The 22,147-nt window shown below is 66.8% G+C and carries 19 protein-coding genes and 1 pseudogene; 16 read left to right on the top strand and 4 right to left on the bottom strand.

The genetic code is table 11. From position 1 onward, the window contains the following. Window positions 1-10: 10 nt before the first annotated feature. On the bottom strand, window positions 11-199 hold the full coding sequence (locus GGI48_RS29600; protein WP_042941707.1) for a hypothetical protein: 189 nt from the start codon (window positions 197-199) through the stop codon (window positions 11-13). Between the two features lie 171 nt (window positions 200-370). Here GGI48_RS29600 and GGI48_RS31255 point away from each other — a divergent pair, with 171 nt between their 5' ends. Further along, window positions 371-499 carry a hypothetical protein gene (locus GGI48_RS31255; RefSeq protein ID WP_016966338.1) on the top strand — a complete coding sequence of 43 codons (129 nt, stop codon included), beginning with the start codon at window positions 371-373 and terminating at the stop codon, window positions 497-499. Between the two features lie 89 nt (window positions 500-588). Here the strand turns inward: GGI48_RS31255 and GGI48_RS29595 are convergent, their stop codons facing one another. Then, entirely contained in the window at window positions 589-1,503 is a 915-nt protein-coding gene (locus GGI48_RS29595) for a LysR family transcriptional regulator (RefSeq protein WP_103740458.1), read from the bottom strand. A 120-nt stretch (window positions 1,504-1,623) separates the two neighbouring features. On the opposite strand from GGI48_RS29595, the gene GGI48_RS29590 reads away from it, so the two are divergent. Further along, a complete protein-coding gene (locus GGI48_RS29590) occupies window positions 1,624-2,619 on the top strand; it encodes an aldo/keto reductase (RefSeq protein WP_179601510.1) in 996 nt (331 codons plus the stop codon). 48 nt (window positions 2,620-2,667) lie between these two features. Here the strand turns inward: GGI48_RS29590 and GGI48_RS29585 are convergent, their stop codons facing one another. Beyond that, a complete protein-coding gene (locus GGI48_RS29585) occupies window positions 2,668-3,201 on the bottom strand; it encodes a hypothetical protein (protein ID WP_016963803.1) in 534 nt (177 codons plus the stop codon). Window positions 3,202-3,661: 460 nt separating this feature from the next. On the opposite strand from GGI48_RS29585, the pseudogene GGI48_RS31710 reads away from it, so the two are divergent. The 3 genes and pseudogenes from GGI48_RS31710 to GGI48_RS29575 form a co-directional block, all read left to right on the top strand. After that, a pseudogene (locus tag GGI48_RS31710) lies at window positions 3,662-4,750 on the top strand (cache domain-containing protein); the annotation flags it as partial. 60 nt (window positions 4,751-4,810) lie between these two features. Continuing rightward, window positions 4,811-5,656: a methyl-accepting chemotaxis protein gene (locus tag GGI48_RS31705; protein ID WP_409285529.1), complete on the top strand. Its 846-nt coding sequence runs from the start codon at window positions 4,811-4,813 to the stop codon at window positions 5,654-5,656. A gap of 79 nt (window positions 5,657-5,735) precedes the next feature. Beyond that, window positions 5,736-6,191, top strand: a complete 456-nt coding sequence (locus tag GGI48_RS29575) for an SRPBCC family protein (RefSeq protein WP_179601508.1) — start codon at window positions 5,736-5,738, stop codon at window positions 6,189-6,191. Here GGI48_RS29575 and GGI48_RS29570 read toward each other — a convergent pair whose 3' ends face one another. Next, window positions 6,192-6,635, bottom strand: a complete 444-nt coding sequence (locus GGI48_RS29570; protein ID WP_016966716.1) for a nuclear transport factor 2 family protein — start codon at window positions 6,633-6,635, stop codon at window positions 6,192-6,194. A gap of 318 nt (window positions 6,636-6,953) precedes the next feature. Here GGI48_RS29570 and GGI48_RS29565 point away from each other — a divergent pair, with 318 nt between their 5' ends. The 11 genes from GGI48_RS29565 (at window position 6,954) to GGI48_RS29515 (ending at window position 22,124) form a co-directional block, all read left to right on the top strand. After that, on the top strand, window positions 6,954-7,403 hold the full coding sequence (locus tag GGI48_RS29565) for a DUF411 domain-containing protein (RefSeq protein ID WP_016966717.1): 450 nt from the start codon (window positions 6,954-6,956) through the stop codon (window positions 7,401-7,403). After that, the gene (locus tag GGI48_RS29560) at window positions 7,400-7,849 is read left to right on the top strand and encodes a YqaA family protein (protein ID WP_179601506.1); all 450 of its coding nucleotides are present in this window, start codon (window positions 7,400-7,402) and stop codon (window positions 7,847-7,849) included. The genes GGI48_RS29565 and GGI48_RS29560 overlap by 4 nt, the downstream gene beginning before the upstream one ends. A 166-nt stretch (window positions 7,850-8,015) precedes the next feature. Beyond that, the gene (locus tag GGI48_RS29555) at window positions 8,016-8,969 is read left to right on the top strand and encodes a D-2-hydroxyacid dehydrogenase family protein (RefSeq protein WP_179601504.1); all 954 of its coding nucleotides are present in this window, start codon (window positions 8,016-8,018) and stop codon (window positions 8,967-8,969) included. Between the two features lie 442 nt (window positions 8,970-9,411). Then, window positions 9,412-10,974, top strand: a complete 1,563-nt coding sequence (gene glgA / locus GGI48_RS29550; RefSeq protein ID WP_016966720.1) for a glycogen synthase GlgA — start codon at window positions 9,412-9,414, stop codon at window positions 10,972-10,974. Window positions 10,975-10,987: 13 nt separating this feature from the next. Then, window positions 10,988-12,778, top strand: a complete 1,791-nt coding sequence (treZ, locus tag GGI48_RS29545; protein WP_179601502.1) for a malto-oligosyltrehalose trehalohydrolase — start codon at window positions 10,988-10,990, stop codon at window positions 12,776-12,778. Beyond that, window positions 12,775-14,856 (top strand): 4-alpha-glucanotransferase, encoded by a 2,082-nt coding sequence (gene malQ, locus GGI48_RS29540; RefSeq protein WP_179601500.1) that lies wholly within the window; start codon window positions 12,775-12,777, stop codon window positions 14,854-14,856. Before treZ ends, malQ begins: the two co-directional genes overlap by 4 nt. Beyond that, window positions 14,853-17,636: a malto-oligosyltrehalose synthase gene (locus tag GGI48_RS29535; RefSeq protein WP_179601498.1), complete on the top strand. Its 2,784-nt coding sequence runs from the start codon at window positions 14,853-14,855 to the stop codon at window positions 17,634-17,636. The genes malQ and GGI48_RS29535 overlap by 4 nt, the downstream gene beginning before the upstream one ends. Before the next feature lie 21 nt (window positions 17,637-17,657). Continuing rightward, the gene (locus GGI48_RS29530) at window positions 17,658-17,936 is read left to right on the top strand and encodes a DUF2934 domain-containing protein (protein ID WP_179601496.1); all 279 of its coding nucleotides are present in this window, start codon (window positions 17,658-17,660) and stop codon (window positions 17,934-17,936) included. A gap of 128 nt (window positions 17,937-18,064) precedes the next feature. Continuing rightward, window positions 18,065-20,215: a glycogen debranching protein GlgX gene (gene glgX, locus GGI48_RS29525; RefSeq protein ID WP_047304567.1), complete on the top strand. Its 2,151-nt coding sequence runs from the start codon at window positions 18,065-18,067 to the stop codon at window positions 20,213-20,215. A 287-nt stretch (window positions 20,216-20,502) separates the two neighbouring features. Next, complete coding sequence (locus GGI48_RS29520; protein ID WP_016965830.1) at window positions 20,503-21,261, top strand: PIG-L deacetylase family protein; 759 nt, start codon at window positions 20,503-20,505, stop codon at window positions 21,259-21,261. A gap of 83 nt (window positions 21,262-21,344) precedes the next feature. After that, the gene (locus GGI48_RS29515) at window positions 21,345-22,124 is read left to right on the top strand and encodes an endonuclease/exonuclease/phosphatase family protein (protein ID WP_047304568.1); all 780 of its coding nucleotides are present in this window, start codon (window positions 21,345-21,347) and stop codon (window positions 22,122-22,124) included. Window positions 22,125-22,147: the final 23 nt, after the last annotated feature.

The following is a 22,147-nucleotide window of genomic DNA, read 5'->3' as shown; positions in this document are numbered from 1 at the left end:
CGCCGGCGGCTCAGGGCTTGACCTTGCGCCGCATCACGCCATTGATCACCACCACGACCACCGCCACGCCAATGGCGATGTACTGAAACAGTTTTTCGCTGATGACGCCGTGGTTCTGCAGGTAGGAAAGGCCAAGCATGATCCCCAGTACCACCAGGGAAATCAGAATCGAGTATTTCAAGCGTTGTGACTGAGTCATTGCGGGGTCCTGAAGCTGTAAATGTATCCGCTGTGTATCAAGGTCGATGCCAAGCACCTACCAGGTTTTGGGGATGGGCCGGGGAAATCGGGGTCACATGGTACAGGCGCCAAGGAGATTTGGCTTCCTTGCCGGCCTGTTGCGTTTTCCGTGCCCCTTGAGGATTGATCAATGTTCCGTCGAATCACACTGCTGATTCCCCTGCTGGCCATCCTGGCCCTGTCTGGTTGCATCATCATGCCCCGCGATGGCGGCCATCACCGTTACTACGACGGCGGTCCCGGCTACTACCACCGCTGAGGCGTGCGGCCAAGCCATCGGCCGCAACCCATCACCCACCAGCAACGCCCGCCCCGTCGCGGGCGTTCTGCTGTCAGGGCCCGGCGCTTTCAGGGGCGCGAGGTCAGATTGCCGGGGCGGGCGAACAGCTCCACCAACCAGTCGACCAGCACCCGCACCCGGGTCGACAGATGGCGCTGGGGCGGATACAGCGCGGTCAAGGGCAGCGTCGGCGCCGGGCAGTCCTGCAGCACCTCCTGCAGGAGGCCGGCCTGCAACTGCCGGGCAACGTTGTAGTACGGGGTCTGCACCAGCCCATAACCGGCCTCGCAGGCCGCCAGGTAACCGTCGGCGCTGTTGACCGCCACCTGCTTGGGCAACTGCAGCTGGCGCAACTGGCCATCGACGAAGAACTCCAGGCCGTAGCGCTTGCCGCTGACACTGGAGAAATACTCCACCATCTGATGCCCCGGCAGATCCGCCAGAGACCGTGGAATCCCCCGCTGGCGCAGGTAGCCGGGACTGGCGCACGTCACCTGCTGCAATTGCACCAGCGGCCGCGCCACCAGGCTGTCGTCCAGCGTCGGGCCGCCACGCAAGGCGCAATCGACGCCTTCGCGGATCAGGTCCACCGGACGGTCATTGAGGCCGATCTCCAGCTCGATCAACGGGTAGCGGGCAGAGAACTCCGGCAAGGCCGGAATCACCATCAGGCGACCAATGCCCACCGGCATGTCGATGCGCAACAGCCCCCGGGGATGGTGCCGGGTCAGGGAAAACGCCGCCTCGGTTTCCTCCAGGTCCGCCAGCAGCTGCAGGCAGCGCCGGTAATAGGCGGCGCCATCCAGGGTCGGACTGACCTGGCGGGTGGTGCGGTGCAGCAGTTGCACCCCCAGGTGGGCTTCCAGTTGCTTGATCAGGATGGTCACCGAGGCCCGGGGCATCTGCAGGTCGTCGGCGGCCCGGGCAAAGCCACCGAGCTCGACAATTCGGGTGAAGACGCGCATGGCGTTGAAACGATCCATGGAATACCGGCTCGCGATTATTTAGAAAATACCAATAGTGATAGCGTTTTTAGCCTGTTTATCGGTTTTTTGTCGAGTAGCAAACTGCACGCTCTTCCCCACTCACCGGAATAATCAGCGATGCACACTCGACAATTGGGTCACAACGGTCCGCAAGTTTCCGCCATCGGCCTGGGCTGCATGGGCATGAGCGACTTCTACACCCCCGACAGCGATCCCCGGGAAGCCATCGCCACCCTGCACCGCGCCCTGGAACTAGGGATCAACCTGTTGGACACCGCCGACATGTATGGCCCCCACAGCAACGAAGAACTGATCGGCCAGGCGATTCGCGGCAAGCGCCAGCAAGTGTTCCTGGCCAGCAAGTTCGGCATCGTCCGCGATCCGGGCGACGCCACGGCCCGAGGCGTCAACGGCCGCCCGGAATACGTGCGCGCCTCCATCGACGGCAGCCTGCGCCGCCTCGGCGTGGACACCCTGGACCTGTATTACCTGCACCGGGTCGATCCGCAAGTGGCCATCGAGGAAACCGTCAGCGCCATGGCCGAGCTGGTCCAGGCCGGCAAGGTGCGCTACCTGGGTCTGAGCGAAGCTTCGGCAGCGACCCTGGAACGGGCGCACAAGGTGCACCCCATCAGCGCCCTGCAAAGCGAATATTCGTTGTGGAGCCGGGATCAGGAAGACAACGGCTGTCTTGCAGCCTGCCAACGCCTGGGGATTGCCTTCGTGCCCTACAGCCCCCTGGGCCGGGGGTTTCTCACCGGCGCCCTGCAAAGCCCGGACGATTTCGCCGCTGACGACTACCGGCGCCAGAGCCCGCGTTTTCAGGGGCAGAACTTCCAGCGCAACCTGCAACTGGTGCAACAGGTGCAGCAACTGGCGGCGGACAAACAGGTCAGTGCCGGGCAACTGGCCCTGGCCTGGGTGCTGGCACAGGGCGACTACCTGATTCCGATTCCCGGAACCAAGCAACGGCGCTATCTGGAGGAAAACCTGGGGGCGCTGGAGGTGCGCTTGACTGCGCAGGAGCTGGCGTCGCTGGAGCAGATCTTCAGCCCGGGCAACACGGCGGGCAATCGTTATCCCGAAGAGGTCATGGCGCTGCTGACGCGCTGAAGCATGCGGTTTGCGCGCTCGCCGGGCGAGCGCGCAAGCATCCGCTCATCAGGCTTTGGCGGAAACGTTCTTGTCGGTCACCGTGGTGCCGTTGCCCTTGCCGTAGTTCTGCAGGCTCTGCAGCACGTAGATGGCCTTCTTGTACTCGGGCACCAGGTAGTTGGCGTACTTGTTGCCCTTGATGTTGTTGCTCTGGATGTCATCGAGCTTCATGGCGAAGTATTCCAGCGCATTGAAGGGCTCGTCCGGATTCTTCGGAATGCCGAAGCGGTCGAACTTGTCGCCGGCGTTGAGCAGATTCAGCGCGGTGACATCGGAAATCAGGCCGTTGTTCTTCAAAAAGGTGCTCATGCCGCCCAGGGACTTGGTGGTCACGTTGGTCGGATCAAAGCCCTTGATCTGCTTGTGCAGTTTCAACTGGTCCATCTTGCGGATGTCCAGCACCGTGGGGTTGCTGCCCACCAGGCTCAACATCTGCCGCACCTTGGCGCTCTGCGAAACCGGTTTGGAGGAACTGCCACCGCCGTCCTGCACCAACAGACCCGCCTTGCTGGTCCAGCCTCCAACGTATCCGATTGCCATGCTGACACTCCTGTAGTCCGGCTTGCCGATCCCCCTGTTTCGCCTATCGACCGCCAGAGCCTGAAAGCTCTGATGAGGGTCCTGAAACTGAGTGGAAGCCGTGTTGAATCATCTGAATGGGCGCCAGTATCAACGCCGGGGGAGCCCGGCAACAACGCTTTATTTCGACAATTTACAATTTTTGTACAAACTCGACACATTTCGCCCAAAGGCTTGATTTAAAGGGCGGGTGGAGAGTTACCCCTGCTCGAACCGTCATCTTTTCCTGGTTTTATAGCGCCTTTGCGCCCCCCCCCCAGCCCGGTGCCTTTGCGTACCCGTGCCGAGAAGGTTTTTTCGCCTCCGGCAACTTTTTTGCACGATCGTACTAAAGAGCTGAAAACCCGCGCCGACATCCTGTGGATGCCCTGACACGGCTCACCCCCCCGAATAATAAAAACGCTCGGTAAGGACAGGTCCCATGCCCGCTTTGCGCACCATTCAAGCCCGCTACACGCTGTTTCTGGTCCTGTTCATTGTCTTGATGCTGGTACTCACCGTCGTGGGCATCAGTCAGTTGGTCGCGCCCAAGCTGCGCCATACCGAAGAACAGGTGGCCCTGAACCGCATCGCCGAAGTGGCGGAACGCATCCAGGGCGAACTGAACAAGGTCCAGGCCCAGCAGCGCAGCATTACCCAGACCATTCCCCTGCTCGACAGCGACAGCATCGACAAGGTCCTGCCGGGGCTGGTGGACCAGTACGGCGAGCAGAAAGTCTTCGGTGGCGGCATCTGGCCCCTGCCGGGCCAGCGCACTCCGGGCCGCAACAAGCACAGCACCTTCTGGCACCGCGACGCCTCCGGCAAGCTGGTGGTCAATACCTTCTGGAACAGCGACCCGGCCCCCAACTACTACGACCAGTCCTGGTACAAGGGCGGCATGCAGACCGCTCCCGGCCAGTGCGCCTGGGCCGCGGCCTACAAGGACGACGCCAGCGCCGAGCCGCGGACCAACTGCGCCATGGCCATCCGCCGCGACGGCCAGCCCTGGGGCGTGGCCACCATCGACGTGACCCTGGGTTTCTTCAACGACCTGGTGGCCCGCCAGGAACAGGAACTCAACGCGCAGATGCTGATCGTCGAGGCCGACGGCAAGATCATCAGTAACAGCTCACGCATCAGTGGCCCGATCGTCCTCAAGAACATTCGCGAGCTGGCCGCCGCCTCGCCCTTCGCCGCCCAGGTCCAGGCCGCGCTGGGGCAGCGCGACAAGGGCGCCCAGCGCATCGAATTCGATAACGCCGGGGTGCCCAGCACCTTCTTCATGCGCGCCATCGAAGGCACCCCCTGGTTCCTCGCCAGCACCCTGCCCACCCAGCTGATCACCGCCCAGCGCGACGATGTCCTGAGCACCCTGAGCCTGTTGCAGATCCCCATGGTGATCCTGCTGGTGCTGTTGCAGGTCTATGCGATCCGCCAACTGGTGCAGCGGATGAAGATCCTCAAGGGCAACATCGATGCCCTGGCCACCGGTGACGCCGACCTGACCCGACGCATCGTGATCCGCGCCGAGGACGAGCTCGGCGCCATCGGCCATTCGGTCAACCGCTTCATCCAGTACCTGCAGCAGATGATCGGCGACGTGACCCAGGCCACCGACGCCATGGCCGGCAGCCTGGCGCAGTTGCAACAAAGCTCGGCCCACAGCCAGCAGATTCTCCTGCGTCACGCCTCGGAAACCGATCAGACCGTGACCGCCATCACGCAGATGAGCAGCACCGCCGACAGCGTCGCAGCCAACGCCGCGCAGACCGCGGACTTCACTCGCCGCGCCAACGAGCATGCCGAGCACTCGCGAGTGGTGGTGGGCCAGGCCTCCGGCAGCGTGATCGCCCTGATCGACGAAGTGGCCGATGCCACCCACAAGGTCGAAGCCATGCAGGCCGACGCCCAGCGCATCACCGAAATCCTCGGGGTGATCGGCGACATCGCCGGGCAGACCAACCTGCTGGCCCTCAACGCCGCCATCGAAGCGGCCCGGGCCGGAGAACAAGGGCGCGGCTTCGCGGTGGTCGCCGACGAAGTCCGGGCACTGGCGGCGCGGACCCAGGACAGCACCTCGCAGATCAACGAAATGCTCGGCCGCCTGAGCCAGGGCGTCAGCTCTTCGGTCAGCGCCATGGAAAACACCCAGGCCAGTTGCCAGTCGGCGGCGGACGCCACGGCGCGGGTCAACAGCGGCCTCGATCAGATGGCCGACTCGGTGAGCCAGATCAACAGCCTCAGCACCCAGATCGCCACCGCCGCCGAACAGCAGAGCGCGGTGACCGAGGAGATCAACCGCAGCATGGTGAGCATCCGACACATGGTCGAGGAACTGGTAGAGAGCGCCCGGGCTGGCGAAAGCAACACCCAGAGCCTGCTGCAAGCCAACGCCCAGGTCAGCCACCTGATGGGCCGCTTCAAAGTCCGCTGAACGGTCACCCGCCGTCGCTGGCAGCCCCGGGCGGCGGGACTATATTGGTGGCTCAGGTCACAAGGAAGTGGGGTGCGTCATGGGCCAGCGCCAAACACAGCTATTGCAGGAACAGATCCGCCACGAGCTGTACATCCGGGCCGGTATCGACACCGTCTACTACTACGTGACCCAGCCGGACCGCTGGCCGGAGTGGCACCCTTGCAGCCTGCGCGCCGACACCGGGCTCGGCGGCTCGCTGCCGGCCGGCCATCGCTTCAGTGAAACCATGGACCTGCTGGGGGTACAGATCCCCATGAGCTACCGGGTGCTGGTCGCGCAGTTTCCCAAGGAATTCAAGGCCGTGTTCAGCTCCGCCGCGCTGGATGGCTCGATTCACTACCAGTTGAGCAAACAGGGGGACGGTACGCTGCTGCAGCGCACCCTGGCGTTCTCCAGCGACCTGCATCTGAGTGGCCTGCGCCCGCGCATGGAGCAGCTGTCGGCCCAGGCCCTGGGCAATCTCAAGCAACGCCTGGAAGCCGCGGCCGGCTGATCAGAAGGCGCCGTTGGCATTGGCGGCCTTGTCCGGCAACACCTGGCTGGCGTCCCAATGCTCGACGATCTTGCCCTGCTCCAGGCGATAGATATCGATGATCGACTTGACCACCCCCGGCTCGCGGCCGGTGTTGCGCACCTGCACGATCACATAGTCGCCATCGACGAACAGGCGCTTGATCTCGCTGCGCGATTGCGGGTAGTGCTGCTTGAGAAACTCGATGAAGGTCCTGAATCCCTCGATGCCGTCCGCCACGGCCGGATTGTGCTGAATGTAGTGCGCGCCCAGGTAGGGTCGGGCAGCGGCGAAGTCCTTGTCGTTCAGCGCCAGTTGATAGAACGCCAGCACGTTGCGCCGGTTCTCCTGCTCCTGGGCGCTGTATCCGGCCAGCGCCGGAGTGGCCAATAACAGCAGGAGCAACAATGTCAGGTAGGGTTTCATGGAGCCTCGCTGGTGTGCTGCGGGCCATGCGTTCGGCCCTGTACAAGATTGTCCGCCCTGGCGCCCGCCACCTGACAGATCTGTCATCCAGGCCTCAGGTTGCTGACAGCCAGCGCCGCTTAGGCTGTGCCAAACCCACGGGACTCTATCGGCATGCCGGGCCCGCCCACAAGCCAGCGGGGCATCAAGCCCCGGACCGGTGGAACCCGGGCAGCGGTTTTGTATCACTTTGATACATACAGGCGCGCCAGAAACCGCGAAAAACCGCAAAAATGCGCGGCACCTGGCAATGGCCGGCGAATCCACACGAGATATTTCATGAAACACACTCTGCGTCTGGCGGCCCTGTCCGCCCTGTTCCTCACGTCCCTGGCCCAGGCCGCCGGCAGCCTCGACATCGATGTCCACCGGGACGCCAACTGCGGCTGCTGCAAGAAGTGGATCGAGCATTTGCAGGCCAACGGCTTCAACGTCCGCGATCATGTCGAGGCCGACATGAGCCCGGTCAAGCAGCGCCTGGGCGTGGCACCGCGCCTGCGCTCCTGCCACACCGCGGTGATCGACGGCAAGTTCGTCGAGGGCCACGTACCGGCCGAACAGGTGCTGGCCCTGCGCAAGCGCGACGACCTGCTGGGCATCGCCGCCCCCGGCATGCCCATGGGCTCGCCCGGCATGGAGATGGACGGTATGGGCGCCGACGCCTTCCAGGTCATCGGCCTGACCCGTGACGGTAAGGATGTGGTGGTTGCACACTACCCGGCCCGTTGATTCTCGGCGCCTACCTCGGCCTGTTCCTCGCGGCCTTCGCCGCCGCCACCCTGCTGCCCCTGCAATCGGAAGCGCTGCTGGTGGGCCTGCTGCATAACAGCCAACTGAGCGTGCTCGGGCTATGGCTGGTGGCGACCCTGGGCAATGTGCTGGGCTCCCTGGTCAACTGGTGGCTGGGGCGCCGTCTGCAACATTACAAGGATCGCCGCTGGTTCCCCGTCGGCCCACGGCACCTGGAGCGGGCCCGCCGGCACTATCAGCGCTACGGCCACTGGTCGCTGCTGCTGAGCTGGATGCCACTGATCGGCGACCCGCTGACCCTGGTGGCCGGCGTCATGGGCGAGCCACTCAAGCGTTTCCTGCTGCTGGTGAGCCTGGCCAAGGGCGCCCGCTACGCCGTATTGCTGTGGCTGACCCTGGGCTGGCTGGCCAGCCCGGGCACTTGACGGCCAGCCCCTAGCGGCCTGGCCATCCGCCTCCCGGAACCGGCTTGCCGACAGGCCGGCGCCGATGAATATCCGCGTGCGCATGGCCACAAATCTGCGCCATGATCGGCAACCTCAGCAGGCCCCGCCGGGCCGCTCGATCCCTCCCCGAATCAGGAGCCCGAACATGACGCTGCAGATTGCGGTAATCGACGATTGGCAAGACGTGGCCTGCGAGGTGGTGGACTGGTCGGTGCTGCAGGGCATCGGCCAGGTCAGCTTCCTGCATGACTATCCCGGCGACCGCGAGCTTCTGGTGCAGCGCCTGCTGCCGTTCCAGGTGATCTGCGTGATGCGCGAGCGCACGCTGTTCGACGCCGCTCTGCTGCAACGCCTGCCCCGACTCAAGTTGCTGCTGACCGGCGGCATGCGCAACGCCGCCATCGACCTGGAGGCCGCCAAGGCCCTGGGGATCCAGGTCTGCGGCAGTGACAGCTACCGGCAGGCCGCCCCGGAACTGACCTGGGCCCTGCTCATGGCCCTGACCCGCAACCTGCTCAACGAAGCCAATGCCCTGCGCGCCGGTCACTGGCAACAGGGCCTGGGCGGCGACCTGCACGGCAAGACCCTGGGCCTGCTCGGCCTGGGCAACATCGGCCAGCGGGTGGCGCAGTTCGGTCAGGTGTTCGGCATGCGGGTGATCGCCTGGAGCCAGAACCTCAGCGCCGAACGCGCGGCCGCCGCGGGGGTGACCCTCGTCGGCAAGCAGGCCCTGTTCGAACAGGCCGATGTGCTCTCGGTGCACCTGGTGCTCAGTGAACGCAGCCGCCACCTGGTGGACGCCCAGGCCCTGGCCTGGATGAAGCCCGACGCGCTGCTGGTCAACACCGCCCGGGGGCCGATCGTCGACGAAGCGGCGTTGATCGCCGCCCTGGAACAGGGCCGGCTGGCCGGCGCTGCCCTCGATGTGTTCGCCGAAGAGCCCTTGCCCGCCGAGCATCCGTTCCGGCGTCTGCCCAATGTCCTGGCCACGCCCCATATCGGTTATGTCAGTCGACAGAACTACCGAGTGTTCTTCAGCCAGATGATCGAGGACCTGCAGGCCTGGCACGCCGGCCGGCCCATCCGCCTGCTCAACTGACCCGCCTCCCCTGCCCATTTTCGGGCAAGGCGCCCCAGGCCCTGCACCAGCCGCTGGCAGGGCCCCGGCGTTTTCGCACCGCTAGCGCAGCGGCCACGCTCGCCGACGGTGCAGCCACGACCTTTCGTCGGCAGACGCCCATGCTCGCGCCAGCCCCCCCGAGGAAAACCCGGGGGGCCACGGCGACGCTCTAGGTTCTGTCCTAGACTGAAATTCGCCCCGTGACCGTTCGGTCACTTTGACACTGAAAAAGTCGAAACTTTTCGCTTCGGCCCAGGGTCAGGTTAAAGGTAGGGTCGCTGCCACTGGTGCATTCCTTGCAACGGCTCCTCCACCCTTTCTGCTTCAGCGCTCGAGCAGCTCAGGCTGATCGATGTGTGGCGCGTTTGCGTCCGGCCACAGGAATTGGCCGCCAGCACTTCAATAAAAACCGGAGAGACCTATGATCAGCGCCGTATTGAATACTCAGGGAGAGCATCCTCAACCGCAGGCCGGCGAACGCGCCGCCCAGCCGACTTCGGGGAGCAAGACGGTGCTGCCGCTGGCCCGGCACAATCCCAACCGCAAGCGGGTGCTGTTCGTCACCTCGGAAATCGCCGACCTGGTCAAGACCGGCGGCCTGGGCGATGTCTCCGCCGCCCTGCCCCGGGCCATGGCCCACCTGCACGATGTACGGGTGCTGATCCCCGGCTACCCCCAGGTGCTGCACAGCGAGAACCCGATCCACATCATCGGCGAGCTGGGCGGCCACGCGGCGCTGCCGGCGTGCAAGATCGGGCGCATGGACATGCCCGACGGCCTGGTGATCTACGTGCTGATCTGCCCGGAACTCTATGAGCGCGAAGGCACGCCCTACGGCGCCAACAATGGCCGCGACTGGCCCGACAACCACATTCGCTTCGCCCGCCTGGGACTGGCCGCCGCCGATATCGCCGCCAACCTGGCGCAGATCCACTGGTGCCCCGATCTGGTGCACGCCCACGACTGGCCCGCCGGTCTGGCCCCGGCCTACATGCACTGGCGCGGACAACGCACGCCGACCCTGTTCACCATCCACAACCTGGCCTACCAGGGCGTGGTCAGCCTGGCCTCTTGCCCGGAGCTGGGCATTCCCGAACACGCCCTGCAACAGGAAGGCATGGAGTTCTACGGCAAGCTGTCGTTCCTCAAGGCCGGCATGGCCTACGCCAGCCACATCACCACGGTCAGCGCCACCTATGCCCAGGAAATCACCACCCCGGCCTTCGGTTGCGGGCTGGACGGCTTCCTCGCCAGCAAGACCCAGCAGGGCCTGCTCAGCGGCATTCCCAACGGCATCGACGAGAGCTGGGACGCCGCCACCGACAGCCATCTGTTTCGCCCCTTCAGCATCGGCGACTGGGAAGGCAAGGCGGCCAATGCCGCCTATGTGCGGCAGATGTTCGGCCTCGACCCCAGCAGCGGCCCGCTGTTCGCCGTGGTTTCGCGGCTGGTCTACCAGAAGGGCCTGGACCTCACCGAGGCGGTGGCCGAGTTCATCGTGCAAGCCGGTGGCCAGATCGCCATCATCGGTCGCGGCGAACCGGAAGAGGAACAATCCATGCGCGCCCTGGCCCAGCGCTTCCCCGGGCGCATCGGGGTGCATATCGGCTTCAACGAAACCGACGCCCGACGCATGTTCGCCGGCAGCGACTTCCTGCTCATGCCGTCACGCTACGAGCCCTGTGGCCTGAGCCAGATGTACGCCCAGCGCTTCGGCTCGCTGCCGGTGGCGCGCAACACCGGCGGACTGGCGGACACCATCGACAATGGCGTCACCGGGTTCCTGTTCGACGAATCCACGGTCCCCAGCTACCAGCAGGCCCTGGCCCGGGCGTTCAAGGTGTTCGCCTACCCGGCACTGCTCAACGCCATGCGCTGCCGGGCCATGGCGGCACCGTTCAACTGGTGCAAGGCGGTGGAGCCCTACGCCGAGCTCTATGAGCAACTGGTGGCCAAATCCCTGGGGCAGGCCGTGAGGCCGTAAGGGGCCGGGGCCGATGTCACGCCATCACTCGGCGCGCCACGGCGCGCGTGTTCTGGACGCGGCGCGCACCCGCTTCGCCCTCTGGGCCCCGGATGCGCGCAGCGTCAGCCTGGAACTCGACGAGGGCCAGTCGCTGCCCATGCAGCCCCAGGCCGATGGCTGGTTCGAGCTTGAGGCGCCCTGCCCCCCGGGCAGCCGCTACCGCTTCAAGATCGACCAGCAACTGCTGGTGCCGGACCCGGCGTCCCGGGCCCAGGACGGCGACCTCAACGGCCCGAGCCTGGTGGTCGCCGCCGATGCCTATCAATGGCAGCACCCCACCTGGGCCGGCCGGCCCTGGCACGAAGCGGTGATCTACGAGCTGCATGTGGGCGTCATGGGCGGCTACCAGGCGGTGCAACAGGCCTTGCCGGGCCTGGTGGAACTGGGGGTGACCGCCATCGAGCTGATGCCCCTGGCGGAGTTCCCCGGCGCGCGCAACTGGGGTTACGACGGGGTGCTGCCCTACGCGCCGGAAGCCTCCTACGGTCCGCCCGAAGCGCTCAAGGCGCTGATCGACTGCGCCCACGGCCTGGGCCTGGCGGTCATTCTCGACGTGGTCTACAACCACTTCGGCCCCGACGGCAACTACCTGCCGCACTACGCCAAGGGCTTCTTTCGCCAGGACCTGCACACCCCCTGGGGCGCGGCCATCGACTTTCGCCGCCGCCCGGTCCGCGACTTCTTTATCGACAACGCCCTGATGTGGCTCCTGGACTACCGCTTCGACGGCTTGCGCCTGGATGCGGTGCACGCCATCGACGACCCGGACTTTCTCCTCGAACTGGCCCGGCGGGTGCGCCAGGCCGTGCCCCCCGGGCGCCATGTGTGGCTCAACCTGGAGAACGAACGCAATCAGGCCAGCCTGCTGCAACAGGGCTTCGACGCCCAGTGGAACGATGACGGCCACAACGCCCTGCACGTGCTGCTGACCGGCGAAACCGAAGCCTATTACGCCGACTTCGCGGACGATCCGACCGCGCAGCTGGCGCGCTGCCTGAGCCAGGGTTTTGCCTTCCAGGGGCATGCCGACCGCCACGGCAAGGCCCGCGGCGAACCCAGCGGCCACCTGCCCCCCAGCGCCTTCGTGCTGTTTCTGCAGAACCACGACCAGATCGGCAACCGGGCCTTTGGCGAGCGCCTCAACCAGCTGGCGGCGCCCCAGGCCCTGCACGCCGCGACGGCGCTGTTGCTGCTGTCACCGATGATTCCGCTGCTGTTCATGGGCGACGAGGTCGCCGCCCAGGAACCCTTCCTGTTCTTCACCAGTCACCAGGGGCCGCTGGCCGAGGCGGTGCGCGAGGGCCGGCGCAACGAGTTCGCCGCCTTCGGCGCCTTTGCCGATGCCCACCAGCGCCAGCGCATCCCCGATCCCAATGCCCTGTCGACCTTCCAGGCCTCGCGCCCGCAGCCCGACTCCGACCAGGGCGCCGCGACCCGGGCGCTGTACCGCAGCCTGCTGCAGATCCGCCATCGCCAGTTGATCCCGCGCCTGCCCGCAGCCCGGGCCCTGGACACCCGGGTACTGGCCGAGGGCGCCCTCAGCGCGCGCTGGCGCCTGGGCGATGGCAGCCGCCTGCGCATCGACCTCAATCTGAGCCCGCACCGGGTCGAGCTGGCCCCCGAGCCTGCGGGGCAACTCTGGTTCGAACACCCACCCCGCAGCCTCGACCACTGGCGCCAGGGCTGGCTGCCGGCCTACAGCGTGGTGGTGCAGCTGGACGACATACACGCCCCGACAGCCCCTGATGGAGAACGCCGATGAGCGATGCGCAACTGGAACTGCTGGCCAGCCGCGCCGGCCTGGCCGTGGATTGGGTCGATGCCAACGGCCGGGCGCAAAGGGTCGAACCCCGGGTCCTGCGGGCAGTGCTGGCGGGCCTGGGCCACCCTGCCGACAACGACCAGGAAATCCAGCACAGCCTGCGGCAATTGCAGGCACTGCAACAGAGTCGGCACCTGCCGCCGCTGCTCACCGCCGACGTCGGCCAGGGGCTGGACCTGTCCCGCTACTTTGCGGCGCAGACGCTCTGCGCCATCCATCTGGAAGACGGCAGCCAGCTGTCCCTGGCCCTGGATGAGGCCGGCGTGCTGCCCGGGGTGCTACCCCTGGGCTACCACGGGATACAGGTGGGCGACGAACACTTCGTCCTCGCCGTGGCCCCCGAACGCTGCTACAGCGTGGCCGACGCCGTGGACCAGGCCACGCCCCGCGCCTGGGGCCTGGCGGTACAGCTGTATGCCCTGCGGCGTCCCGGGGATGGCGGCTTTGGCGACACCCAGGCCCTGGAAGACCTGGCCCGCCAGGCCGCCGAGCGCGGCGCCGACGCCCTGGCCATCAGCCCGCTGCACGCCATGTTCGCCGCCGATCCCCAGCGCTACAGCCCCTATTCGCCCTCCAGCCGGCTGTTTCTCAACAGCCTGTATGCGGCGCCGGCGGCCATTCTCGGCGACCGGGCCTGGCGCAACGCCATCCAATCCTCGGGCCTCGGCGAACAGCTGCAGGCCCTGGAGCATCAGCCGCTGATCGACTGGCCCCAGGCCGCCAAGGCCAAGCAGCAGGCCTTGCGCGCCCTGTACGAGGGTTTCTGTCACGGCCAGCATCCGCTGCACGAGGACTTCGCCAGCTATCGCCGGACCGCCGGCGAAGCCCTGGAAAACCACTGCCGCTTCGAAGCCATCCAGGCCCAGCGGGCGGCCCGTGGCGAGGACCTGGACTGGCGCCACTGGCCAGAACAGTGGCGCAACCCGGCCAGCCCGGCCCTGGCCCGGTTTGCCGAGGAGCACGCCGAGGAAATCGGTTTTCACGCCTTCTGCCAGTGGCTGATCGCCCGCAGCCTGGAGCGGGCCCAGAGCGCGGCCCGCAGCGGCGGCATGGGCATCGGCCTGATCGCCGACCTGGCGGTGGGCGCCGACGGTGGCGGCAGTCAGGCCTGGAGCCGCCAGGAACAGCTGCTGGCGTCCCTGACCGTGGGCGCGCCACCGGACGTGCTCAATCGCCAGGGCCAGGGCTGGGGCATCTGCGCCTTCTCCCCCGAGGGTCTGCAGCGCCATGGCTTTCGCGCCTTCATCGAAATGCTGCGGGCCAACTTCGCCCACGCCGGCGGCCTGCGCATCGACCATGTGATGGGCCTGCAGCGCCTGTGGGTGATGCCCCTGGGCGCGCCACCCAGCGACGGCGCCTACCTCAATTACCCGGTGGACGACCTGCTGCGCCTGCTGACCCTGGAGTCCCATCGCCACCAGGCCATTGTCCTCGGCGAAGACCTGGGCACGGTGCCCGACGGCCTGCGCGACAAGCTGGCCGCCCGGGCCATGCTCGGCATGCGCGTGCTGCTGTTCGAACAGGAGCACGGCTGCCACTTCAAGCCGATCCTCGACTGGCCGGACAACGCCCTGGCCACCACCAGCACCCACGACCTGCCGACCCTCACGGGCTGGTGGCAGGGCCGCGACATCGACTGGAACCTGCGCCTGGGCCTGGTGGACGAACACGGCGCCCGGCAATGGGCCGAACACCGCCAGCGCGAGCGTGACGGCCTGCGCCAGGCCCTGGCCCGGGACCCGCAGAACTTTCGCCGGGACTGCCAGGAAACCGAGCAGGTGATCGACGCTGCCGTGCGCTTTCTCGGCCATACCCGGGCGCCGCTGGTGCTGCTGCCCCTGGAGGACGCCCTGGGCATCGACGAACAGGCCAACCTGCCCGGCACCCTCGACAGCCACCCCAACTGGCGCCGGCGCCTGGCCAGCGCGAGCCGCCGCCTGCTGGAAGACAGCGACGCCGCCCGGCGCCTGGAACTGCTGGCCTGCGCCCGCCAGCAAGCCCTTGAGCGTGACCGATGAGCCCCTGCCTGCCGCCGCTGCGGGCCAGCCTGCGCCTGCAGTTCCACCGGGGGTTCAGCCTCGACCACGCCGTGCCCCTGGTGCCCTACTTCGCGCGCCTGGGCATCAGCCACCTCTATGCCTCGCCGCTGCTGTGCGCCCGGGCGGGATCGATGCACGGCTACGACGTGGTGGACCCGACCCGGGTCAACCCGGAGCTGGGCGGCGAAGCGGCCCTCAGGCGCCTGGTGAGCGCCTTGCGCGCCCATGGCATGGGCCTGATCCTCGACATCGTCTCCAACCACATGGCGGTGGGTGGCAGCGACAACCCCTGGTGGCTGGACCTGTTGCAGTGGGGGCGCCTGAGCCCCTATGGCGAATTCTTCGATATCCAGTGGCACTCCCCCGACCCGCTGATGCACGGCCAGCTGTTGCTGCCCTTTCTGGCCAGTGACTACGGCGTGGCGCTGCAGCAAGGCAGCCTGCCCTTGCTGCTGGACGAGGATCTGGCGGGCTTCCATGTGCAGCACCACGCGCATCGCTTCCCCATCTGCCCCGCCGATTACGGCGAGCTGCTGCGGATCGACCCGACCCGGGCACCGGCGGCCGCGGCCGAGCTCAAGGCCCTGGCCGACGCCTTCGACGCCCTGCGCTCGGATGCCGCTGCCCACGCCCGGGCCCGGCCCCTGCAACAGGCCCTGGCGCGCCTGCTGCAACAGCCGGCGCTGCGCCAAGCGCTCACCCGGCGGTTGCAAGACTACGACGGGCGCCAGCCCGAAGGCCTGGAGCGCCTGCATCAGTTGCTGGAGCGCCAGAGCTACCGGCTGGCCAGCTGGCGCACCGCCGCCGACGACATCAACTGGCGGCGCTTCTTCGACGTCAACGAGCTGGGCGGCCTGCGGGTCGAGCGCCCGGCGGTGTTCGAAGCCACCCACGCCAAGATCTTCCAGCTGATCGAGGAACAACTGGTGGACGGCCTGCGCATCGACCATATCGACGGCCTGGCCGATCCCCGGGCCTACTGCCGCAAGCTGCGGCGCCGAGTCCAGCGCCTGCGCCCGGGCCAGCACCTGCCGATCTACGTCGAAAAGATCCTCGGCGCCGGAGAAAGCCTGGCCCGCGACTGGGGCGTGGACGGCAGCACCGGCTACGAATTCATGAACCAGCTGTCGCTGCTGCAGCAGGCCGCCACCGGCCAGCCACTGCTGGCCGAGCTGTGGAGCCGGCACAGCCAGCGGCCGGCGCAGTTTGCCCAGGAAGCGCAGTTGGCCCGTCAGCAAGTCCTCAATGGCTCTTTGGCCAGCGACTTTGAAAGCGTGGCCCAGGCCCTGCTGCAAGTGGCGCGCCTGGACCTGATGAGCCGCGACCTGACCCTGGGCGCCATTCGCCGGGCCCTGCAGGAGCTGATCGTGCACTTTCCGGTGTATCGCACCTACATCAGCGCCCGCGGCCGTGGCCCCCAGGACCAGCGGGTGTTCCAGCAGGCCATGCAGGGCGCCCGCGACAGCCTGGGCGAAACCGACTGGCCGGTGCTCGATTACCTGGAGCGCTGGCTCGGCGGCCAGGGCTGGCGGCAGCAGCCGGCGGGCCGCCCACGCAAACTGCTGCGCCACGCCGGCGTGCGCTTCCAGCAACTGACCTCGCCGACGGCGGCCAAGGCGGTGGAGGACACCGCCTTCTATCGCTCGGCGGTGCTCCTGGCGCGCAATGACGTGGGCTTCAATACCGAGCAGTTCAGCGCTGCGCCGGCGGCCTTCCACAGCGCCTGCGAACAGCGCCTGGAGCAGTTCCCCGACAACCTGCTGACCAGCGCCACCCACGACCACAAGCGCGGCGAGGACAGTCGCGCGCGCCTGGCGGTGCTCAGCGAGCGCGCGGCCTGGTACGTGCGCCAGGTGCAGGCCTGGCGGCCGCTGGCCGAGCCCTTGCGCCAAGGCCGCGCCGCGCCCTCGGCGGCGGATGAACTGATCCTCTACCAGACCCTCCTGGGCAGCTGGCCCCTGGACCTGTCGGCCGATGATCAACCGGCCCTGGCCGACTACGCCCGGCGGATCGGCCAGTGGCAACTCAAGGCCCTGCGCGAAGCCAAGCTGCACAGCAACTGGGCCGCGCCGAACCTGGAGTACGAAGAGGCCGTGCAAGGCTTTATCGAGCGCCTGCTGTGCGCGCCCGAGGGCCTGCCCTTGCGCCGCTCGATCGCCGACGCGGTGAACGCCATCGCCCCCGCCGGCGCCCTCAACAGCCTGGCGCAAACTTTGCTGCGCATGACGGTGCCGGGGGTGCCGGACCTGTATCAGGGCAACGAATTCTGGGACTTCAGCCTGGTGGATCCGGACAACCGCCGGCCAGTGGACTACGAGGCGCGGGAACAAGCACTCGACCGCCTGGGCGAGCCCCGCCAGTGGCTGGCCAGTTGGCGCGACGGGGGCATCAAGCAAGGCCTGATTGCCCGGACCCTGGGCCTGCGCCGCCAGTACCCGGAGCTGTTCCGGCGTGGCCGCTACCGGGCCTTGCCGGTGCTCGGCCAGGAGGCCGGACGGATCCTGGCCTTCATGCGTGAATACCAGGAGCAACGGCTGCTGGTGATCGTGCCGATCCGGGCCGCCGCGCTGCTGGAAGACAGCGCAGTGCCCAAGGTCGATGCACAACGATGGGGCGATACCCGGGTGCAACTACCGTTCACCGCCTCGCGCCGCAAACTGAATGGACTTTTTTCAAGCGCAGCAGTCACACCCCATGAGCAATTGCTGATCAGTGCCGTGTTGCAAGACTTTGCGCTCAACCTTTTGATTCAACATTGAAGCCAGCCCAGGAGCATTGCGATGAGTACCGACGACAAACGCATTCGTGAATTCGCCTATCAGATCTGGGAATCGGAAGGCAAACCCCAGGGCCAGGAGGCCCGGCACTGGGACATGGCGCGCAAGCTGGCCGAAGCCGAAGCCCTGGCGCCGCCGCCTCCGGCCAAGGTCGCCAAGCCCAAGGCCCGGACCGCCACCGCCAAACCCAAGGCCAAGCCGGCCGCCGCCGTGGTCCTGCCTCCGGGCGAGAAGCCGGCGGCGAAGAAACCCCGGGCCCCGCGCAAGCCGCCCGCCCACTGACGCCATTCCCCACCCGTTGATCGCCGTCGAACCGTGGCGCGTGTGGGCGCCACCCGGGGTTCCTGCGCCCGGAAAAAGTCGCGGGAGCACGGGTATCAGCCCCTTTCATCAGACCTGCAGGAGCAACCATGAGCCGATCCAAGCAGACTCCCGAGCACGAAGCCTCGCGCATCCGTGAAGGCCTGCCCTTCCCCCTGGGCGCCACCTGGGATGGCCTGGGGGTGAACTTCGCGCTGTTCTCGGCCAATGCCACACGGGTCGAACTGTGCCTGTTCGACGCCGCCGGCGAAGTGGAACTGGAGCGCATCGAACTTCCCGAATACACCGATGAGATCTTCCACGGCTACCTGCCCGATGCCCACCCGGGGCTGATCTACGGCTACCGGGTGCACGGCCCCTACGACCCGGTCAACGGCCATCGCTTCAACCCCAACAAACTGCTGATCGACCCTTATGCCAAGCAGTTGGTGGGGGAACTGAAATGGTCCGAGGCGCTGTTCGGCTACACCATCGGTCACCCGGACGCCGACCTGAGTTTCGATGAGCGCGACAGCGCGCCCTTCGTGCCCAAGTGCAAGGTCATCGATCCGGCCCACACCTGGGGCCACGACCAGCAGATCAAGGTGCCCTGGGACAAGACCATCATCTACGAGACTCATGTGCGCGGCTTCACCATGCGCCATCCGGCGGTGCCGGAGCACCTGCGGGGCAGCTTTGCCGGGCTGATGGTCGACGACGTGCTGGAGCACATCCGCAAGCTGGGGGTGTCGTCGGTGGAGCTGCTGCCGATCCACGCCTTCGTCAACGATCAGCACCTGCTGCACAAGGGCATGACCAACTACTGGGGCTACAACAGCATCGCCTTCTTCGCCCCGGACCCGCGCTACCTGGCCAGCGGCAAGATCGCCGAATTCAAGGAAATGGTCGCGCACCTGCACGAGGCCGGGCTGGAGGTGCTGCTGGACGTGGTCTACAACCACACCGCCGAAGGCAACGAGCAAGGCCCGACCCTGTCCATGCGCGGCATCGACAACGCCTCCTACTACCGCCTGATGCCCGACGACAAGCGCTTCTACATCAACGATTCCGGCACCGGCAACACCCTGGACCTGAGCCATCCGTGCGTGCTGCAGATGGTCACCGACTCCCTGCGCTACTGGGCCACGGAGATGCACGTGGACGGTTTCCGCTTCGACCTGGCGACCATCCTCGGCCGTTACCACGATGGTTTCGACGAGCGCCACAGCTTCCTCGTGGCCTGCCGCCAAGACCCGGTGCTGCGCCAGGTGAAGCTGATCGCCGAACCCTGGGACTGCGGCCCCGGCGGCTACCAGGTGGGGCGCTTTCCGCCGGGCTGGGTGGAATGGAACGATCGTTTTCGCGACACCGTGCGCGCCTTCTGGAAAGGCGACGACGGCCAGCTGGCGGACTTTGCCGGGCGCATGACCGCCTCCGGCGAGATGTTCAACCAGCGCGGCCGCCGCCCCTACGCTTCGGTCAACTTCGTCACCGCCCACGACGGTTTCACCCTGCGCGACCTGGTGTCCTACAACGACAAGCACAACCAGGCCAACGACGAGAACAACCAGGACGGCAGCGACAACAACCTGTCCTGGAACCACGGCGTCGAAGGCCCCACCGACGACCCCGAGATCAACGCCCTGCGCTTGCGCCAGATGCGCAACTTCTTCGCCACCCTGCTGCTGGCCCAGGGCACGCCGATGCTGGTGGCCGGCGACGAATTCGCCCGCACCCAGCACGGCAACAACAACGCCTACTGCCAGGACAGCGAGATCGGCTGGGTCAACTGGGCGCTGGACGCCGACGGCAAGGCGCTGCTCAAGTTCGTCAAGCGCCTGATCAAACTGCGCCTGAACTACCCGATCCTGCGTCGCGGACGCTTCCTGGTGGGTAGCTACAACGAGGACCTCGGGGTCAAGGACGTCACCTGGCTGGCCCCGGACGGCAACGAGATGAGCACCGAACAATGGCAAGACCCCCACGGCCGCTGCCTGGGCATGCTGCTGGACGGCCGCGCCCAGGAAACCGGGATCCTGCGCCCCGGGGCCGACGCCACGGTGCTGCTGGTGGTCAACGCCCATCACGACATCGTCAATTTCCGCCTGCCCGAGGTGCCGGCCGGCGAGTTCTGGAGCTGCATGCTCGACACCCACCAGCCGGCGGTGCGCGGCCAGGAGCGCTTCGCCTTCGGCCACGAGTACTCGGTGACCGGGCGTTCCCTGCTGCTGTTCGAGCTGCAACACGAACACCAGGAGTGATCCGCGCCCAGGCTTGCCGGGTGTTCGTCAGAAGCTCGGGCCCGGCGAGAAAATCCGACTACCCTGAGAAACGGGCCGCCGTCGACAAATTCACATGGATCCCCTGTGTCGGCGGCCTTGAGCTGAGTATGATTGCGCTCGGCTCACGGAGGGCCAAAGGTTGGCCACACCGGTACTTCACGCTGAGGCGGATGCCATGGAATCAGCGTGCGGCGAACCCAGGGGCGCCACTCGACGGCTGTTCAGCCACCCGAGCCGCGCCCCGGCAAACAAGGACGTGATACCCCATGAAAGCCATACCCGCAGTAGACAACAGCTGGCCCAGCCAGATATGGAACAGCGCCCGCCAACTGGCCGATGTCCCGGCCATCAACCTGAGCAATCTGGTTCCACCGGGCTCACGGGCGGTGATCGTCGCCCCCCATCCCGGTGACGAGGTGGTCGCCAGCGGCGGACTGCTGCAAGTGCTGGCCCACCACGGCCACCCCTTGCAGTTGATCTCCATCAGCGACGGCAGCGCCAGCCACCCGGGTTCGGAACGCTGGCCCAAGCGCCGCCTCAGTGTCTTCCGCCCCCAGGAAAGCGCCGAGGCCCTGCGGCGCCTGGGCTTGCCGCTGCACAGCCTGAAGTGGATTCGCGGCGGCTTTGCCGACAACGCCCTGAGCGAGCGCGAGCAGCAACTGGTGCCTTTCATCAGCCGCTACCTGCGCGACAGCGATGTGGTGTTCAGCACCTGGCGCGCCGACGGCAACCTCGATCACGAGGCGGTCGGCCGGGCGACCGCCAAGGCCGCGGCCCAGGTCGGCGCGCGCTTTTACGAAATTCCGCTGTGGGCCTGGCACTGGTCGCCCCGGGAGGAGCACCAGATCCCCTGGCAACGGGCGCGCAAACTGCGCCTGGACACCTGGACCGTGGCCCGCAAGCGGCATGCCGCCCACGCCTACGCCAGCCAGCTGCAGGGCGAGCCGGAGATCGGCCTGCAGCCTTCGCTGTCGCCGGTGCTGCTGGAGCGCATGCGCCTGCCCTACGAGATCATCCTGATGTAGACCGGGGCCGTTGCACATTCAGCTGAACGCGAGCGCCTGCCGTCAGTCCCATCAGTAACCGCCACGGATTCACAGGAGCCCGCGTGAGCAGCGATCGCCCCCTTCAGCCCGACCCGCCGAGCATCCAGCGCCTGCGGGTGCTGACCGTCAACACTCACAAGGGCTTCACCGCCCTCAATCGGCGTTTCATTCTTCCGGAGCTGCGCGAGGCGGTGCGCAGCACCCGCGCCGATCTGGTGTTTCTGCAGGAAGTGCTGGGGGAGCATGAGCGCCACGCCTCACGCCTGCACAACTGGCCCGAGCAGTCGCAATACGAGTTTCTCGCCGACAGCATGTGGAGCGACTACGCCTACGGGCGCAATGCGGTGTACCCCGACGGCCACCACGGCAATGCCCTGCTGTCGAAATTCCCCATCCGCCAGTACCGCAACCTTGACGTCTCGATCACCGGCCCCGAGCGCCGGGGCCTGCTGCACTGCGTACTGGAGGTGCCGGGCCACGCCGAAGTGCATGCCATCTGCGTGCACCTGAGCCTGCTGGAAAGCCACCGGCAACAGCAGTTGGCCCTGCTGTGCCAGTTGCTCGAATCCCTGCCCGCCGAGGCGCCGGTGATCATCGCCGGCGACTTCAACGACTGGCAGATGCACGGCAACGCCACCCTGGGGCGACGGGACGACCTGCACGAAGCCTTCGAGCGCCATCACGGGCGTCCAGCCAAGACCTACCCGGCGCGCTGGCCATTGCTGCGCCTGGACCGCATCTACCTGCGCAACGCCAGCAGCCATCGACCGCAGATCCTCGGCAACAAACCCTGGACCCACCTCTCCGACCACCTGCCCCTGGCGGTGGAAGTGCACCTCTAGCCGGGGCCGCGGGCCGGCCAGCG

It is taken from the genome of Pseudomonas protegens (assembly GCF_013407925.2).
Lineage (GTDB): Bacteria > Pseudomonadota > Gammaproteobacteria > Pseudomonadales > Pseudomonadaceae > Aquipseudomonas > Aquipseudomonas fluorescens_AP.
Note: the sequence above shows the minus strand (reverse complement) of the source record. Positions and strands in the feature narration are given on the sequence as shown.

Bases quoted from the DNA above. Each gene is read 5' to 3' on its own strand.
- GGI48_RS31705 (WP_409285529.1), top strand. From the start codon at position 4,811: ATGATCGGCGACGTGACCCAGGCCACCGACGCCATGGCCGGCAGCCTG.
- glgX (WP_047304567.1), top strand. From the start codon at position 18,065: ATGAGCCGATCCAAGCAGACTCCCGAGCACGAAGCCTCGCGCATCCGT.
- GGI48_RS29595 (WP_103740458.1), bottom strand. From the start codon at position 1,503: ATGGATCGTTTCAACGCCATGCGCGTCTTCACCCGAATTGTCGAGCTC.
- GGI48_RS29565 (WP_016966717.1), top strand. From the start codon at position 6,954: ATGAAACACACTCTGCGTCTGGCGGCCCTGTCCGCCCTGTTCCTCACG.
- GGI48_RS29590 (WP_179601510.1), top strand. From the start codon at position 1,624: ATGCACACTCGACAATTGGGTCACAACGGTCCGCAAGTTTCCGCCATC.
- GGI48_RS29555 (WP_179601504.1), top strand. From the start codon at position 8,016: ATGACGCTGCAGATTGCGGTAATCGACGATTGGCAAGACGTGGCCTGC.
- GGI48_RS29530 (WP_179601496.1), top strand. From the start codon at position 17,658: ATGAGTACCGACGACAAACGCATTCGTGAATTCGCCTATCAGATCTGG.
- GGI48_RS29535 (WP_179601498.1), top strand. From the start codon at position 14,853: ATGAGCCCCTGCCTGCCGCCGCTGCGGGCCAGCCTGCGCCTGCAGTTC.
- GGI48_RS29570 (WP_016966716.1), bottom strand. From the start codon at position 6,635: ATGAAACCCTACCTGACATTGTTGCTCCTGCTGTTATTGGCCACTCCG.
- glgA (WP_016966720.1), top strand. From the start codon at position 9,412: ATGATCAGCGCCGTATTGAATACTCAGGGAGAGCATCCTCAACCGCAG.
- GGI48_RS29575 (WP_179601508.1), top strand. From the start codon at position 5,736: ATGGGCCAGCGCCAAACACAGCTATTGCAGGAACAGATCCGCCACGAG.
- treZ (WP_179601502.1), top strand. From the start codon at position 10,988: ATGTCACGCCATCACTCGGCGCGCCACGGCGCGCGTGTTCTGGACGCG.
- GGI48_RS29520 (WP_016965830.1), top strand. From the start codon at position 20,503: ATGAAAGCCATACCCGCAGTAGACAACAGCTGGCCCAGCCAGATATGG.
- GGI48_RS31255 (WP_016966338.1), top strand. From the start codon at position 371: ATGTTCCGTCGAATCACACTGCTGATTCCCCTGCTGGCCATCCTGGCC.
- GGI48_RS29585 (WP_016963803.1), bottom strand. From the start codon at position 3,201: ATGGCAATCGGATACGTTGGAGGCTGGACCAGCAAGGCGGGTCTGTTG.
- malQ (WP_179601500.1), top strand. From the start codon at position 12,775: ATGAGCGATGCGCAACTGGAACTGCTGGCCAGCCGCGCCGGCCTGGCC.
- GGI48_RS29600 (WP_042941707.1), bottom strand. From the start codon at position 199: ATGACTCAGTCACAACGCTTGAAATACTCGATTCTGATTTCCCTGGTG.